The organism is Methylobacterium sp. 001424705 (assembly GCF_059816145.1).
The window spans coordinates 22,783-37,913 of the sequence record NZ_JCBANU010000009.1; the positions used below are offsets into that span (position 1 = coordinate 22,783).

Genomic DNA, 15,131 nt, shown 5'->3' on the forward strand with positions numbered 1-15,131 from the left:
TTTCCAGTCAGGAGACGTCCGGCATGGATGCCACGACACGCAGCCCCTTCGACGTGGTCGAGATGACCCTGGCCGATGCGGCCGACGCCTTTGCCAGCGGTGTGACCTCCGAGGCGCTGACGCAGGCCTTCCTCGATCGCATCGCGGCGCACAACCCGCACTACAACGCCCTCATCGTCATGAACCCGGACGCCCTGGCCGATGCCCGCGCCATCGATGTCCGGCGCGCGGCCGGCGAGGCCCTGGGGCCGCTGGCCGGCGTGCCCGTGGTGATCAAGGACCCAATGGACATGGCCGGGCTGCCGACCACCGCCGGCTGGCACTTCCTGAGCGCCCGGACCGGCGGCGTCGACCTCATCCCGGAGACCGACTCGCCCGTGGTGGCGCGGATGCGGGCCGCCGGCTGCGTCATGCTCGGCAAGACCAACGTGCCGGTGCTGAGCGCTACCGGCAGCCACGCCAACGACAGCTGGGCCGGCCCGACCTTGAACGCGGCCGCGCCCGAGAGCCTGCCCGGCGGCAGCAGCGCCGGGACGGCGACTGCCGTCGGCGCCAGCTTCGCGGTGCTGGGCCTCGCCGAGGAAACGGGCGGGTCGATCCAGAATCCCGCTTCGGCGCAGGGGCTGGTCGGCATCAAGCCGACCTTCGCCCTGGTGCCCAATGCCGGCGTGGTGCCGCTCGCCGGCAGCACCCGCGACGTGGTCGGTCCCATCGCCCGCTGCGTACGCGACGCCGCGCTGACCCTCGACGTGCTGGCAGGCTACACCCCCGCGGATCCGAAGACCGTGGCGGGCATCGGCAAGCGCCCGCGGGGCGGCTACACCGCCCACCTCGACACCGGAGCGCTGAAGGGCAAGCGCCTCGGCCTGTTCGGCCCGGGCTGGCGAGACCTGCCGCTCTCCCCGGAGGCGGGCACGCTCTATGCCCGCGCACAGGACGAGATCGCCGCCCGCGGCGCCACGCTGGTGGCCGATCCCTTCGCCGGGACCGGCTTCGCGGCGTTGGGCCGCCCCACGCCGGGCCTGAATCACTTCGATGCCCGCGGCATGGAATCGGTCCCCTACGACCTGCACCTCTATCTGCAGCGCCTCGGCCCGAGCGCCGCCATCCGCAGCGTCGAGGCCTTCGCCGCGGCCACCGAGGCCGAGGACGCCTTCGGCCCCATCGGCGTGCTGCGCTACCTGCATGCCATCCCGGCCTTCGCGCCGATCCTCGCCAACCCGACCGTGCCACCGGATCTCTCCGCCTTCCTCACCCTGCGGGAGGCCTACCTGGCGATCTTCGACGCGGTGATGGACGCGAGCGGCCTCGACGGCCTCGTCTTCCCGCAGATGCGGAACGAACTTCCGCCCCTTCACGGCGACGAGGCGATCAACGAGACCACGGTGTGCGAGATCAACATCGCCGGATTGCCCGGCGTGACGGTCCCGGCCGGATTCTACGCCTCGGGGTCGCCGTTCAACCTGATCTTCGTCGGCCGGATGTGGAGCGAGGCCGACCTCCTCGGCTTCGCCTACGACTACGAACAGGCGACGCGTCACCGCCGCGCTCCCGACCTGGTCGGCTGAGGCTCGGACGCGGGTATCCCGCGGGCAGGACTGCCCAAGGGATCGGCAAACGGCCCCGGCAATGAGCAGTAAAGCCACAGAAACCACAAAACCCAGATTTCCCGATTGACCCACCTCGCCAGTCGCGGCGTAATCGAAACGCGAAACGTTTCTCTTGGGAATTCCGGCAGACATACGCGTCGGGCGACGTGCGGACCATGCCGGGGTGGGGGTTCGATTGCATCCGGCGATGCCGCAGGATTTCGGGAAACGACCTGTGTCTGTGGTTTTTGACCGACCGGTCACACGCGCCGACGGCGCAAGGCGAGATTCGATGCATCATTCCAGTTGCAGGACAACGCGAACGAGCATGGGATACCGGATGCCGCGTCCGCATTCCCGCGCGACCGCGGCTACGGATCACCGTTATCATCGGGTGAACGGTAGGACGGCCATCGAGCATGCTGACGGATCATCGCCACCAGGAAATCCTGTCCCGCCTCCATGGGACGGGCCGGGTCGGCGTCGCGGATGTGGCCCTCTTCCTGAAGGTGTCCGAAGAAACCATCCGCCGCGATCTGAAGATGCTGGAGGAACGCGGCCTGCTCCGGCGCATCCACGGCGGCGCGGTGCCGCCGCGCCTCGATCAGGAGCGCCCCCTGCAGGAGCGCGGCAAGCTCAATACCCGCGAGAAGGGGCGCGTGGCGGTTCTGGCCGAGGCCCTGGTGCTGGACGGGATGTCGGTCTTCATCGACACGGGCACCACCACGCTCGCCCTCGCCCGGCGCCTCACCGGGCGCAACCTCACCATCACGACCAACTCGGTGGACGTGGCCCTGCATCTCGGCAGCGGCCCGGCCCGGGTCAACCTGACGCCCGGCACCCTGCGGAGCAACGACAACGCGCTGGTGGGCTACGAGACCGTGGCCTACGCCCGGCGCTACTTCTTCGACATCGCCTTCATGGGGATCGCCGCCTGCGATCTCGAGCACGGCTGGATGGATTACGAGGAGCACGAATCGGTGCTGCGCCGGACGCTGAAGGGTCAGTCGCGCAGGGCCGTCCTGCTCGCCGATTCCCGCAAGTTCGGCCGGCAGGCCAATCTCTGCACCTTCGGTCTCGGCGAGAAGCTCAGCATCGTCACCGACAAGCCGCCGCCGGAGGCGTTCCAAGACGCGTTCGCCCGGCATGAGATCGAGACCATCCATACCTGAGGCCGGCGAGGCGCGGGCCCTCGCGGACCTCCTCGACCGGTTCTCCGCCTGCGGCGCCACCCCCGGGGGCGGCGTGACCCGCCTCTGCGCAAGCCCCGCGGACGGCGCCGCCCGCGCCGTGTTCGCGGAGATGGTCCGGGCGGCCGGCGGCACCCTGCGGGTCGACGCGACGGGCAACCAGTTCGGCCTGTTTTCGCTGACGGATCAGGAAGATGCGCCCCTCGTCATGATGGGCTCGCACCTCGACAGCCAGAGCCGCGCCGGCCGCCTCGACGGTACCTACGGCGTCGCCGCCGCCCTGCGGGTGGGTGCCGGCCTGATGGCGGCCCGGCGGGCCGGAGGGCGCTTCAACGCCGATTTCTGCGCCGTGAACTGGACCAACGAGGAGGGCGCCCGCTTCCGGCCGAGCCTCCTCGGCAGCGGTACCTATGTCGGCCGACACACGGTGGCGGAGGCGCTGGCCTGCCGCGACGACGACGGCATCCGCCTGGGGGCGGCTCTGGCGGCGATCGGCCAGGCGGGCGGCGACGCACCGCCACCGCAGCCGGCCTGCTACCTCGAGATCCACGTGGAGCAGGGCACCGCGCTGGAGGAGGCCGGACGGACCATCGGCATCGTCACCCGCAACTGGGGGGCGACCAAGATCGAGGCGGCCTTCACCGGCGTCCAGGCCCATACGGGGCCCGGGCGGATGGAGCGCCGGCGCGACGCGCTGCTCGCCGCCGCCTATGCCATCGCGGACATCCGGGCGCTGGCCGATGCGTGGCCCGGCCTGCTGTATACCGCGGTGGGTCGTGTCGAGGTCGCGCCGAATTCCGCCAACGTGGTCGCCGCACACGTCGCGATCTCGGTGGAGCTCCGGTCCGCCGACGACGCCATCCTGGCCGAGGCCGGGCGCCGGGCCGACCGCCTCCTCGCCGGGGCCGCCGACCGGGCCGGCACCGGGCTGACGATCACGAGCCGGGGCGAGCGCCCGATCCGGGCGATGCCCGAGGCGGTCTGCGACCTCGTCGCCGCCTGCGCCGCGGCGCAGGGCCTCGAATCCTTGCGGATGGACACGGTGGCGGGGCACGACGCCCTGAGCTTCCTCGGGATCTGCCCGACGGGACTCGTCTTCGTGCCGAGCATCGACGGCATCGCCCACAACGAGGCCGAGGCCACCGACCCGGCCGACCTCGCGGCGGGCCTCGCCCTGATGCGGGAGGCGGCCAGGCGCCTGTGCCGCCGGGGCGGCGACCCAGTGCGGGCCGCGCAACCGGAGCCGACAGGATGATGGCCCCCGAACCGGACTTCGCGACGCGCATCGCCGACGCCCTGGCGCGCCTCCCGGGCTGGGAGGCCGGGGCGGCGCAGATCGCCCTGGCGGCGGCGCCGGTCGCCTCCCCGACCCACCGGGCGGTGGCCTCGGACTGCGCCCGGGTCCGGCGCGACGGCGCCGATCCCGTCTTCGTCAAGCGGCGCCACGCCGACATGGCCGCCGACATCCGCCCCGCCATGGCGGAGGCGACGCGCCGGGCCGGGACCCTCGGCCTCGGCCCGGCCCTGCTGGCCCAGGGCGAGGACGTGGTCGTGCTGGCCGACCTGCCCGAGCCCTGGCGCTACGCCCGGGTCGGCGACCTGCAGGAGGCGGACACGATGGCACAGGTCCTCGGCGCCCTGCGGCGGCTGCACGGGGCGGAGCCCCTCGGCCAGAGCTTCTGCCCGTTCGGGCGGATCGCCGCCCTCGCGGCGGAGGCCCGGGCCTGCGCCGCCCCGGTGCCCGACGACTTCGCGGTGCTCCTGGCGGAGGCCGAGCTGATCCGCGCGGCGATCGCGGCGGCGGGCTTCGACCAGCGGTTCTGCCGCAACGACGGCACCGCCTCGAACCTCATGCTGCGCTTCGACGGGGGCGGCCTCGCGCCCGACGGCGTCCGCCTCGTGGATTTCGACCTCGCGGGCGATTTCGACCCCTGGTTCGAGATCGGCGCGCTCCTCAACGAGGCCTATGTCTTCGAGCCCGAGCGCCGGCAGGCCATCGAGACCTATGCCGGGCGCTGCACCGACGCCCTGCTCGCCCGCTGCCGCCTCTACGGCGCGGTGGACGACCTGATGTGGGGCCTCTGGGGGATCACCCGGGCGGTGACCTCGCGCCGGCCCGGCATCGAGTTCTTCAAGTATGGCCAGTGGCGGCTGCGGCACGCGCGCACCACGATGGCGGCGCCGGACTTCGAGCTCTGGCTGCGCCGGCTGTGACGGACCGGACGGCTGCGGGGAGGACGCGATGAGCTGGACACGGATGGGCGAGGGGCGGGGCGCCCCCGAGCAGGCCCTGGAGGCGATCCTCGCCCGGGTGCCGGCCTGGGCCGGCACGCCCCTGCGCTACCGCGCCGTCTCGGGCGGCATCAGCAACACCAACTGGCGGGTCCAGGCGGGGGAGGGGATCGACGTCTTCCTCAAGGTGCCCGGGCGCGGCACCGAGATGTTCATCGCGCGGGACGCCGCCCACGAGGCCAGCCGGCGGGCCGAGGCCTGCGGCTTCGGGGTGGCGGTGCTCGACTACCTGCCGGAGGACGGCGTCGAGATCTTCGCCTTCCTGGACGACTTCCGGGCGTCCTCGAACCTCGACTTCCTGCGCCCGGTCGTGCGCCAGAACGCGGTCCGGGCCCTGCGGGCCTTCAACGACGCCCCGGCCCTGACCCTGACCAAGACGATCTTCGACATGATCGAGGAGCATGTCGGGCAGGTGGAGGCCGTCGGCGGCCGAGTGCCGCAGGATGCGGCCTTCCTGATGCGGCGCTATGGCCAGGCCAAGGCCGCGCTCCTGGCCTCGGGCCTCGACCTCGTGCCCTGCATGAACGACACCCTGGCCGGCAACTTCATGCTCGACGGGCAGGACCAGGTCCGCCTCGTCGACTTCGAGTACGCCTCGAACAACGAGCGCGCCTACGAGCTCGCCCTGTGGTTCGACGAGATGGCGTTCCCGGCCGCGGTCGAGCGCGAGATGATCGAGGCCTATTGGGGCCGCTGGACCCCGCAGATCGACGCCCGCACCGCGGTGCTGAAGGCGCTGGGCGACCTCAAATGGGCGACCTGGGCGATGATCCAGGAGCGCGTCTCGACCCTCGACTTCGACTATTACAAGTACGGGACCTGGAAGCTCGCGCGGGCCCGGACCCTGTTCCACCATCCCGACTGGCCGCGCTGGCTGCACCTGCTGTGACCGCCGCCCTCCCGTTCCCGCGTTCCCCGTCGCCCAAGGCCGATCCCATGTTCCCGACCCTCGCCGCGCCGGCGGGCTTCGACGCCACGCCCGACGGGCTGATGGCCTTCGCCCACCACCTCGCCAACAGCGTGCGCCCCCTGGCGCGCCGCCACTTCCGCACGCCGCTCGCCGTGGAGGCCAAGGCCGATGCGAGCCCCGTCACCGAGGCCGATCGCGGCATCGAGGCCCGTCTGCGGGCCGAGATCCGCCAGGCCTACCCGGCGCACGGCATCCTCGGCGAGGAGGAGGGCGGCGACTTCAGCCACGACCTGACCTGGGTGGTGGACCCCATCGACGGGACCCAGAGCTTCATCACGGGCATGCCGCTCTTCGGCACCCTGATCGCCCTGGTGCGGGGCGGGCGGCCGCTCCTCGGCCTGATCGACATGCCGGCCCTGGCCGAGCGCTGGCACGGCAACGGCAGCAGCGCCTGGTTCGGCGGCAAGCCGATCCGCACCAGCCGGCGCGCCCTCGCCGAGGCCCGGCTGTTCGCGACCTCCCCCGACCTGTTCCGGGGGGCCGACGCCGAGGCCTTCGCGGCCCTGAGCGCCGCTGTGGGCCTGCGCCGCTTCGGCGGCGACTGCTACGCCTACGGCCTCCTCGCCTCGGGCCATTGCGACCTCGTCGTCGAGGCCGGCCTCAAGGTCTACGACGTGATGGCCCTGGCCCCCGTGGTGGAGGGCGCCGGCGGCGTGATGACCGACTGGGCCGGCCGCCCGCTCACCCCGGACTTCGACGGCCGCGTCATCGCCGCCGCCAACCCGGAGCTGCACGCGGCGGCCCTGCGCCACCTGACGGGATTTGCCTGAGGCGCGGCGACCGGAAGGGCGGCGAATCCCGGGAGCGCCCCCTCCACCTGGTCATCGGGGGGCCGGTTGCGACCCAAGCCGGTCGTTCACATCGTTGTCGGCGCTTCCTGTAAGCAGCCGTTCGTCGCCCTGAGGGCGACTTTGGTTCGAAGCGAAAAGCAGGCACCATAGCCCGGCGGAGGAGCAATCCCTCGGCGACCACTGAAGGCGCGTGTGTCATAAGGGGGCATGGCCCCTGAAATGTCCTCCGATAAGCCGAAGCGCGCGATCACGTCTTTCGGCGACTGCGAAAATTACGACCGCACGGTCTTCGACACGCTCGATGAGAGGTGTCACCGATCCAGCAAGAAGACGTCCGGGCGCAGCCATTGCCGCTTCGTACGGCGTCCGCTGGGCATGACACGGTGAGCGACGCGACAGCGTTCCTGGCTGGGGGCGGCGAGGCCGCGCGCCTCATCCGCGAGCGCGACTGGTCTGCCCATCCTCTCGGGCAACCCGAGACGTGGCCGCAAGCTTTCAAGACCGCGCTCTCGCTGGTCCTGAACTCGCCCGAGAGCATGATCCTGGCCTGGGGGCCGGACCTGCACTTCTTCTTCAACGACACCTATTCCCGCCTGCTCGGCCCCCGGGTGGCCTGGGCCACGGGCGAGCGTTTCGACAGAGTCTGGGCGGATGCCTGGGAACAGGCCAAGCCCATCATCGAAGACGCGTTCGCCGGGCGCAGCCACCGCTTCGAGGACCTTCCGTGGACGCTCGATACCGACCGGGGGGCGGCGGAGACGTGGTTCTCCTTCTCGTATTCACGGGTGCTCGACGCCGACGGCAGGATCGCGGGCCTGTTCATCTTCACCAACGAGACCACGCAGCGAGTGCTGGCCGACGCCGCGCTGAAGGACAGCCAAGAGAGCCTGGAACGGGCACTCGGCGAGGTGCGCAGCCTGAACGCGACCTTGGAGCGGCGCGTCGAGGAGCGCACGAACGAACGAGACCTGATGTGGGACACCGCGCCCGACCTGATGCTCATCATCGACTTCGCGGGCGTCTTCCGGCGGGTCAACCCGGCATGGACCCGCCTTCTCGGCTACGAGCCGCACGAACTGGTCGGTCACCACGTCAACGAGTTCGTCCTGGCGGAGGACCACGTCGAGACGGTCGACGCCTATACCGAGGCGTCCGAGGGCGGGATGCCCCATATCGTCAACCGCTACCGGCACAAGGATGGCTCGACGCGCTGGATCTCATGGACCGCCGCCCCGGCCGGAACGCTGACCTACGCGACCGGACGTGACATCACCGAGGCCCGGGAAAGGCAGGCCGAGCTGGAGCAGGCCCAGGAGGCCCTCCGCCAATCCCAGAAGCTGGAAGCCGTCGGCCAGCTTACCGGCGGCGTCGCGCACGATTTCAACAACCTGCTGACGATCATCCGCTCGTCCGTGGACTTCCTTCGCCGACCGGACCTGCCAGAGGCGCGCAAGGATCGCTACCTGAACGCCGTCTCAGATACGGTTGAGCGCGCGGCCAAGCTGACCGGCCAGTTGCTCGCCTTCGCACGCCGGCAGGCCCTCAAGCCAGAGGTGTTCGACGTCGGCGAGAGGATGCGTGGGATCGCGGAAATGCTCGATACCGTGACGGGCGCACGCGTCCGCGTGGTCGCGGAGGTGCCCCACGCGCCATGCTTCGTCCGGGCGGATTTAAGTCAGTTCGAGACCGCACTCATCAACATGGCCGTCAACGCACGCGATGCCATGGACGCGGTAGGAACACTCACCCTGCGCCTCGGATGCCGGACAACCCTTCCCGTCATCCGCGGCCATGCCGGCTCGCGCAAAGCCTTCGCCGCGGTCTCCCTCGTCGACACGGGTTCAGGCATCCCCCCGGACCTGCTCAGCCGGATCTTCGAGCCGTTCTTCACCACCAAGGAGGTCGGCAAGGGCACCGGACTCGGCCTGTCGCAGGTATTCGGCTTTGCAAAGCAATCGGGCGGCGACATCGATGTGGCCAGCACGGTAGGGGAAGGCACAACCTTTACGCTCTACCTGCCGGAAGTCGAGCAAGAGGAGGTCCCGGCCCGTGTCCGCGGGCCCGACGGGGGCGTGACGCCTCTTGGCACGGGGCAGCGCATCCTCGTTGTCGAGGACAACATCGGGGTCGGTCAGTTCGCGACCCAGATCCTTGAGGACCTGGGTTATCGTCCGACCTGGGCGGCCAACGCCGAGGAGGCGTTGGACCGATTGGGCGGCGACGGCGCCGGCTTCGACCTGGTGTTCACCGACGTGGTGATGCCAGGCATGGGTGGCATAGAGCTCGCCAAGGCACTGCAGCGGCGGATACCGCACCTGCCGGTGGTCCTGGCATCCGGCTACAGCCACGTGCTGGTGCAGGAGGGCACGTACGGGTTCGAGCTACTGCAAAAACCGTATTCGGCGGTGCAACTGGGCGACGTCCTGCACCGGCTCCTCGGCTTCCATGCGAGGGGTTCGGTCTAATCAGGCCCGGCCTCAACTTGGTCGGTGCGTTCGAAACCCCACGATGTCCGCTTCGATGCACTTGCCGTCCGAAAGCAGACCGGCGGAAAGCCATCCATTGCAGACGGCAGCCGCAATGTTCCAATAGGTGTTGCTCGATGAAACGGATCCGCTTGAACAGGGCTGCCGAAAACCTGTGATGGAAGTTCACTTTGGCACTTACCTGATAAACCTTCGTTGAGTTTCGCATCGGACAATGACGGCGCTTGGAGTCATACGATGCCCTCAAACTGGAAGGTTTTCTGGTTTTATCCAATCGCCTTTGCATCTCAGATGCTCGTCAGGGCTTGCTATGGGAAAATCTACGCTGTTGAAACCGAATTCCTCTTGTTTGCGATAGGCTGGGTCCTGGTCTTCTTCACGTCCATCTGGCTCGATCGTCTTTTCGGGCGCGTTTCCACAGGCGAGACGGATCGGGAGAAGGACGTCATCCGCCGGTTTATCGAAGGCGACAGGGCCGGCACGCGCCGACGCGAGCTTTGAACGCGACGCATCAGGTCCGCACCCCCTCCTCAACGGCCGTTCACACGGTCACCCGCCGCAGCCGGATGCCGAGCACCGGCGCGTCACCCGTGATCGCCCAGGCCGCGATCCGCCGGCAGAGTGGACCACGCAGCCCGCGCCACCTGACGGGATTTGCCTGAAGCGCGCGGCGCAGCGGAAGGTCGGCGAAGGGTCGGCGGATTCCGGGAGCGCCCGCCTCCGCTGGACCATCGGGGGCAGGTTGCGACCCGCGGAAGCCGCAGAGACAGCCGCCGGCGCTTCCCGGACGCGGTCGTTCATGGGCTTTCGGCCAAGTCCGGCGCGGGGCGGAAAGCGGACCCTCATGGAAGGGACGGGCGCGAGCCGAGGGCATCGAGAAGGCTGCGGAGGCCATCCAGTGCCGCAGCCGCGGAAGCTTCGCCGAACTGCGCGTTCACAGCCGCTCCGTCCAGGGCCAGAGTGGCGGCCCAGGCGATCTCGGCGCGACCCCTCGCGGTCGGGGGCAACAGCGCCGCAATCGCATCCCGCACCTCGTGCTTGTGCTGCGCCGCGATGCCGGCGAGTGGCAAGGCGGCCTCCCCCGCCTCCGCGACCGTGTTGGCGAAGGCGCACCCCCGGAAGTCGGCGAGGCCGAACCACGCTCGCGCGGCGTCGAGCACGGGCACCAGCGGTGCCTCCCTGCGCTCTGCCTCCGGCTGGGCGGCGCGGGCGGACGACAGCGCCGCGCGGAACCAAGCCATCCAGGCCACGTGCCGCCGCTCCAGATAAGCCCGGATCAAGACGTCCTTGGAGGGGAAGTGCCGATAGAAGGTCACCTTCGTCACCCCCGCCTCCGCGATGATCCGGTCGATGCCGGTGGCGCGGATGCCTTGTCTGTAGAACAGATCCTGTGCCGTCCGCAGGATGCGATCCCGGGCCGGGATGGGAGCGGATGCCGCGGTGCCTGGGTCTGATGTCATCCCGACCATGTAGACAGGCCGTCCCATGTGAGACAGTGTAGACAGACCTGTCTACATGAGGCCGCCGCGATGCCCGCACCCACTGCCGCTCTCCCCGCCCAAAAGCGGGACTCGGCCTCTGCCCTCTCCACCATCGGCCTCTTCGCCTTCGTGGTCCTGGCCTGGAGCCTCAACTGGGTCGTCATGAAGCTGGCGGTACGGGAGGTCACGCCGCTCTGGGCAGTCGCCATCCGCACCGGGCTGGCCGCTCTCGTCCTGTTCCCATCCCTGTTTGCGGCCCGACAGCTTGTCTTGCCGTCCCGGGCCGACCTGCCGGTCATCCTCGTGATCGCGCTCTTTCACATGGTCGCCTTCGCGAGCCTCATGACGGCGGGGCTCGTCTTCGTTCCGGCGAGCCGCGCCATCGTGCTGGGCTACACCACCCCGCTCTGGGTCGCGCCCGCCGCCTTCTTCTTCCTCGGCGAGCGCGTGTCCGCGCGGCAAGTCGCCGGCATCGCGGTCGGCATCGCCGGCCTGCTGGTGCTCTTCGAGCCGGGCAGCTTCGCGTGGGGGGACGCGGCGGTCCTTTTCGGGAACGGCTTGGTGATCGTGGCCGCGCTCTGCTGGTCGGTCAGCATCGTCTACACCCGGGCCCATCGCTGGGAGGCGACGCCGCTCCAGCTCATGCCCTGGCAATGCCTGCTCGCGACCATCGTCCTTGTGATCCTGGCGCTCACGGTCGAGGGTGCACCGCCGACGCGGATCGGGACGCCCGCGCTGCTGGCGCTCACCTACAACGGCGTCATCGGAACAGCGCTCGGGTTCTGGGCCATGACGGTCGTGAACCGGCGCGTGCCGGCGACCACCGCATCTCTCGGTGTTCTTGCGACGCCTGTCGTGGAGATCGGTCTGTCGGCTGTCATCCTGGCCGAAGGGCTGGATCCGCGGCTCGTCGTCGCGGCGCTCACCATCCTGGTCGGAATCGCGCTCGGTGCGAAAGGACGGGGATGAACCGGCGATTCCCGTTTTGGTGGGGGGACTCACTCAGCCGCCTGCGATGACACCGGCAACGCGGGCGACGGCGGCCGGATCGTTGCCGTCCGGGCAGTTACAGCCGGTTGCGACGCGCCGCGAGTTCGGGAGACGGCCGAACAGGCGTTGCACCCGGACGGGGCCCGCGGCAGCGATCTCGGCGGGCCGTCGCTCTCCGGTGTGGGAAGGGGTCGGGGTGAGGGGCGTGGCCCATCCGACGCGGTCCCGCACTTCACCCTGTCCCTCTCCCTCCCGGAGGGGACCCGCGCGCGAGAAGCGCCCGAGGAATCAACCGGCGAGGGTCATCACGCGGTGCCCTCGATCAGGCCACGGATGCGGGTGGCGAGGGCCTCCAGGGCGAAGGGCTTGACCAGCACCTGCATGCCGGGGGCGAGGTGGCCGTGGTTGAGGGCGGCGTTCTCGGCGTAGCCGGTGATGAACAGCACCTTCAGGCCGGGCCGGGACACCAGGGCCGCCTCCGCCATCTGGCGGCCGTTCATGCCGCCGGGCAGGCCGACATCGGTGACGAGGAGGTCGATGCGCACGTCGGATTGCAGCACCTTGAGGCCCGAGGCGCCGTCGGCCGCCTCGATGGCGGCGTAGCCGAGATCCTCCAGCACCTCGGTCACCAGCATCCGCACCGTGGGCTCGTCGTCCACCACCAGCACCGTCTCGCCGACCTTGGCCCGGGCCGCCTCCGACAGGTCCGGCACCGTCTCCACCCCCTCCGCCGCGCCGAGATGGCGCGGCAGGTAGATGCACACCATCGTGCCCGCGCCGGGCTCGGAGTAGATCCGCACCTGGCCGCCCGACTGCTTGGCGAAGCCGTAGATCATCGACAGGCCGAGGCCGGTGCCCTCGCCGAGGGGCTTCGTGGTGAAGAACGGATCGAAGGCCTTGGCGGCGACGTCGGGCGTCATGCCGGTGCCGTTGTCCGAGACGCAGAGGGAGACGTACTGGCCCGGCTCCAGGTCGCGCTCCCGCGCCGCGCGGGCATCGAGCCAGCGGTTGCCGGTCTCGACCACGATGCGGCCGCCGTCCGGCATGGCGTCACGGGCGTTGATGCAGAGGTTCAGGAGGGCGTTCTCGAGCTGGCTCGGGTCGACCAGGGTCGGCCACAGGCCGGCCGCGCCCACCACCTCCACCGACACCGCCGGCCCCACCGTGCGGCGCACCAGCTCCGCCATGCCCTCGACGAGGCGGTTCACGTCGGTGGGCTTCGGGGCCAGGGTCTGGCGGCGCGAGAAGGCGAGGAGCCGGTGGGTCAGGGCGGCGGCCCGGCGCGCCGCCCCCTGCGCGGCGCCGATGTAGCGCTCCAGGTCGCCGACCCTTCCCTGGAGCATCCGGGTCTGCATCAGCTCGAGGGAGCCGACGATGCCCGCCAACATGTTGTTGAAGTCGTGGGCGAGGCCGCCCGTGAGCTGGCCCACCGCCTCCATCTTCTGCGACTGGCGCAGGGCCTCCTCGGCCCGCATCAGCTCGGCCGTGCGTTCCGCGACCCGCTGCTCCAGGGTCTCGTTGAGGCTGCGCAGCTGCTCGGTGACGCGCGCGCGCTCGGCCTCGCCGGCCCGGCGCTCCTCCACGTCGATGAGCACGCCGGGAAAGCGTAAGGGGGTGCCGTCCGGGCCGTGCTCGACGCGGCCGTTCGCCTCGAGCCAGTAGTAGCGGCCGTCGACCCGCCGGGTGCGGTACTGGTGCGCGTAGGCGCCGCCCCGGGCGATCGCGGCCTCGATGGCCTCGGCGAGGCCGGCGCGGTCGTCCGGATGCACGGTCTCCACCACCTGGGCGAGGCTCAGGCCCTCGCGCCCGGCGGCGGGGTCGAGGCCGAAGCTGCGCGCGAAGGCCTCGTCGACGCTGAAGCGGTCGGTGGGCAGGTCCCAGATCCAGGTGCCGATGATCGCCCCGGCGGCCAGGGCGAGCTGCACCCGCTCGATGTTCTCCCGGGCCAGGGCCTCGCTGGCGCGCAGGGCGTCCTCCGCCCGGCGGCGGGCCGAGATGTCCCGGAACAGCACCGAGACCTGGCGCCGGCTCGCCGGTTCGATCCGGGCGGCGGAGACCTCGATGTGCCGGCCGGCCAGGGGAAAGGCGCGCTCGAACCGGATCGCGGTGCCGGTGCGCAGGACGCCGCCGTAGAGCTCGAGCCAGCCCTCGGCCTCCGCCGGCGCGAGGTCGCGCAGGGTGCGGCCGACGATGTCCGGGATGCCGGTGTGGCGCTCGTAGCCGGCATTGGCCTCGACGTGGACGTAGTCGCTCAAGGGGCCGTGCGGCCCGTCGAGGAACTCGATGATGCAGAAACCGTCGTCGACGGCCTCGAACAGGGCGCGGTAGCGCGCCTCGCTGGTGGCCAGGGCGTCGCGGGCGGAGCGCGCCTCGGTGACGTCCCGGGCGACGCCGGAGAACCGCAGCGGGCGCCCCGCGGCATCGCGCTCGATCTCGCCCCGGCGGGCGATCCAGCGGCGTTCGCCGGTGTCGGGCCGGCGAATGCGGTACTCGACGTCCCGGGGCGGCTCGCCCCGCCGGCGGCTCTCCGCCGTGGAGACGAGGTGCGAGTCGTCCGGGATGACCAGGCGCTCGAAGACCGAGGCCGGATAGGTCGCGGCCACGGGCAGCCCGTAGAGGCGGCAGAATTCCGGGGTCGGGTGCAGGATGCCGTCGTCGATGCCCACCGAGAACACGCCGATGCCGCCGGCCTCCTGGGCACGGCGCAGGCGCATCTCCGCGTTCTGCAGGGCGTCCCCGGCCCGGTGCTCCGCGGTGCGGTCACTCACGACCTTGACGTAGCCGATATGCCGGCCGTCGCCGTCCCGCAGGGGCATCATCTCGCCCGAGGCCCAGAAGCGCGTGCCGTCGGCGCGCAGGTGCCAGCGCTCGTCCTCGGCGCGGCCCTGCTCCAGGGCGAGGCGCATCTCGATCCCGGGCCGGTCGATCGCGCGATCCTCGGGGGTGAACAGGCAGGCGATGCCGCGGCCGCGGATGGCGGCGGCTGGCCAGCCGAAGAGGCGGGCGGCGCCGGCATTCCAGTCGGTCACCACCCCGTCGCGATCCGTGCCCAGGATGGCGAAGCGCGTCGTGCTGTCGAGGATCGCCTGCCGGTGCGGGATCGGGTCGGCCTCCGGCCCCGCCCCATCCGGCCCCGCCCCATCCGGTCCGGCCTCATCCGGCCCGATGCCCGGCCCTTCGGCGGAGCGGCGGGCCTCGGCCCGCAGGCGCGCGGCCTCCCGCTCCAGCTCCGCGGCGCGGCGCAGGCGCGCGTCGGTCTCGGGCTGGCTCATGCCGGGACGTCCTCCTTCCGGGGTGTCGATCAGGGGCGACGGGTCTCGGCAAGGGCGGTAGAGGCGCCGC

11 protein-coding genes are annotated in these 15,131 nt (G+C 71.0%); 9 read left to right on the forward strand and 2 right to left on the reverse strand.

From position 1 onward, the window contains the following. Window positions 1-23 precede the first annotated feature (23 nt). The 8 genes from AC6EUL_RS09015 (at window position 24) to AC6EUL_RS09050 (ending at window position 9,819) form a co-directional block, all read left to right on the forward strand. Complete coding sequence (locus AC6EUL_RS09015; RefSeq protein WP_056350142.1) at window positions 24-1,568, forward strand: amidase; 1,545 nt, start codon at window positions 24-26, stop codon at window positions 1,566-1,568. A gap of 440 nt (window positions 1,569-2,008) precedes the next feature. Further along, window positions 2,009-2,761, forward strand: coding sequence for a DeoR/GlpR family DNA-binding transcription regulator (locus AC6EUL_RS09020; RefSeq protein ID WP_056350145.1), 753 nt, complete (start codon window positions 2,009-2,011; stop codon window positions 2,759-2,761). Beyond that, window positions 2,736-4,034 carry a Zn-dependent hydrolase gene (locus tag AC6EUL_RS09025; RefSeq protein ID WP_499869883.1) on the forward strand — a complete coding sequence of 433 codons (1,299 nt, stop codon included), beginning with the start codon at window positions 2,736-2,738 and terminating at the stop codon, window positions 4,032-4,034. The genes AC6EUL_RS09020 and AC6EUL_RS09025 overlap by 26 nt, the downstream gene beginning before the upstream one ends. After that, on the forward strand, window positions 4,031-4,993 hold the full coding sequence (locus tag AC6EUL_RS09030) for a phosphotransferase family protein (protein WP_499869884.1): 963 nt from the start codon (window positions 4,031-4,033) through the stop codon (window positions 4,991-4,993). The genes AC6EUL_RS09025 and AC6EUL_RS09030 overlap by 4 nt, the downstream gene beginning before the upstream one ends. Window positions 4,994-5,021: 28 nt before the next feature. After that, window positions 5,022-5,960 (forward strand): phosphotransferase, encoded by a 939-nt coding sequence (locus AC6EUL_RS09035; protein ID WP_082501298.1) that lies wholly within the window; start codon window positions 5,022-5,024, stop codon window positions 5,958-5,960. A gap of 47 nt (window positions 5,961-6,007) precedes the next feature. Next, window positions 6,008-6,811 carry an inositol monophosphatase family protein gene (locus tag AC6EUL_RS09040; protein ID WP_499869885.1) on the forward strand — a complete coding sequence of 268 codons (804 nt, stop codon included), beginning with the start codon at window positions 6,008-6,010 and terminating at the stop codon, window positions 6,809-6,811. Window positions 6,812-7,368: 557 nt separating this feature from the next. Then, the gene (locus AC6EUL_RS09045; protein WP_499869933.1) at window positions 7,369-9,297 is read left to right on the forward strand and encodes a hybrid sensor histidine kinase/response regulator; all 1,929 of its coding nucleotides are present in this window, start codon (window positions 7,369-7,371) and stop codon (window positions 9,295-9,297) included. Window positions 9,298-9,555: 258 nt separating this feature from the next. Beyond that, window positions 9,556-9,819: a hypothetical protein gene (locus AC6EUL_RS09050; protein ID WP_499869886.1), complete on the forward strand. Its 264-nt coding sequence runs from the start codon at window positions 9,556-9,558 to the stop codon at window positions 9,817-9,819. Window positions 9,820-10,160: 341 nt separating this feature from the next. Here the strand turns inward: AC6EUL_RS09050 and AC6EUL_RS09055 are convergent, their stop codons facing one another. Next, window positions 10,161-10,778: a TetR/AcrR family transcriptional regulator gene (locus tag AC6EUL_RS09055; protein WP_056350264.1), complete on the reverse strand. Its 618-nt coding sequence runs from the start codon at window positions 10,776-10,778 to the stop codon at window positions 10,161-10,163. A gap of 69 nt (window positions 10,779-10,847) precedes the next feature. Here AC6EUL_RS09055 and AC6EUL_RS09060 point away from each other — a divergent pair, with 69 nt between their 5' ends. Continuing rightward, window positions 10,848-11,768: a DMT family transporter gene (locus AC6EUL_RS09060; RefSeq protein WP_499869887.1), complete on the forward strand. Its 921-nt coding sequence runs from the start codon at window positions 10,848-10,850 to the stop codon at window positions 11,766-11,768. 326 nt (window positions 11,769-12,094) lie between these two features. Here AC6EUL_RS09060 and AC6EUL_RS09065 read toward each other — a convergent pair whose 3' ends face one another. Then, on the reverse strand, window positions 12,095-15,061 hold the full coding sequence (locus AC6EUL_RS09065; RefSeq protein ID WP_499869888.1) for a PAS domain-containing hybrid sensor histidine kinase/response regulator: 2,967 nt from the start codon (window positions 15,059-15,061) through the stop codon (window positions 12,095-12,097). Window positions 15,062-15,131 lie beyond the last annotated feature (70 nt).

Excerpts from the sequence above, each read along its gene's own strand:
- AC6EUL_RS09015 (WP_056350142.1), top strand. The coding sequence starts at position 24 with ATGGATGCCACGACACGCAGCCCCTTCGACGTGGTCGAGATGACCCTG.
- AC6EUL_RS09060 (WP_499869887.1), top strand. The coding sequence starts at position 10,848 with ATGCCCGCACCCACTGCCGCTCTCCCCGCCCAAAAGCGGGACTCGGCC.
- AC6EUL_RS09050 (WP_499869886.1), top strand. The coding sequence starts at position 9,556 with ATGCCCTCAAACTGGAAGGTTTTCTGGTTTTATCCAATCGCCTTTGCA.
- AC6EUL_RS09035 (WP_082501298.1), top strand. The coding sequence starts at position 5,022 with ATGAGCTGGACACGGATGGGCGAGGGGCGGGGCGCCCCCGAGCAGGCC.
- AC6EUL_RS09040 (WP_499869885.1), top strand. The coding sequence starts at position 6,008 with ATGTTCCCGACCCTCGCCGCGCCGGCGGGCTTCGACGCCACGCCCGAC.
- AC6EUL_RS09030 (WP_499869884.1), top strand. The coding sequence starts at position 4,031 with ATGATGGCCCCCGAACCGGACTTCGCGACGCGCATCGCCGACGCCCTG.
- AC6EUL_RS09045 (WP_499869933.1), top strand. The coding sequence starts at position 7,369 with ATGATCCTGGCCTGGGGGCCGGACCTGCACTTCTTCTTCAACGACACC.
- AC6EUL_RS09055 (WP_056350264.1), bottom strand. The coding sequence starts at position 10,778 with ATGACATCAGACCCAGGCACCGCGGCATCCGCTCCCATCCCGGCCCGG.
- AC6EUL_RS09025 (WP_499869883.1), top strand. The coding sequence starts at position 2,736 with ATGAGATCGAGACCATCCATACCTGAGGCCGGCGAGGCGCGGGCCCTC.
- AC6EUL_RS09020 (WP_056350145.1), top strand. The coding sequence starts at position 2,009 with ATGCTGACGGATCATCGCCACCAGGAAATCCTGTCCCGCCTCCATGGG.
- AC6EUL_RS09065 (WP_499869888.1), bottom strand. The coding sequence starts at position 15,061 with ATGAGCCAGCCCGAGACCGACGCGCGCCTGCGCCGCGCCGCGGAGCTG.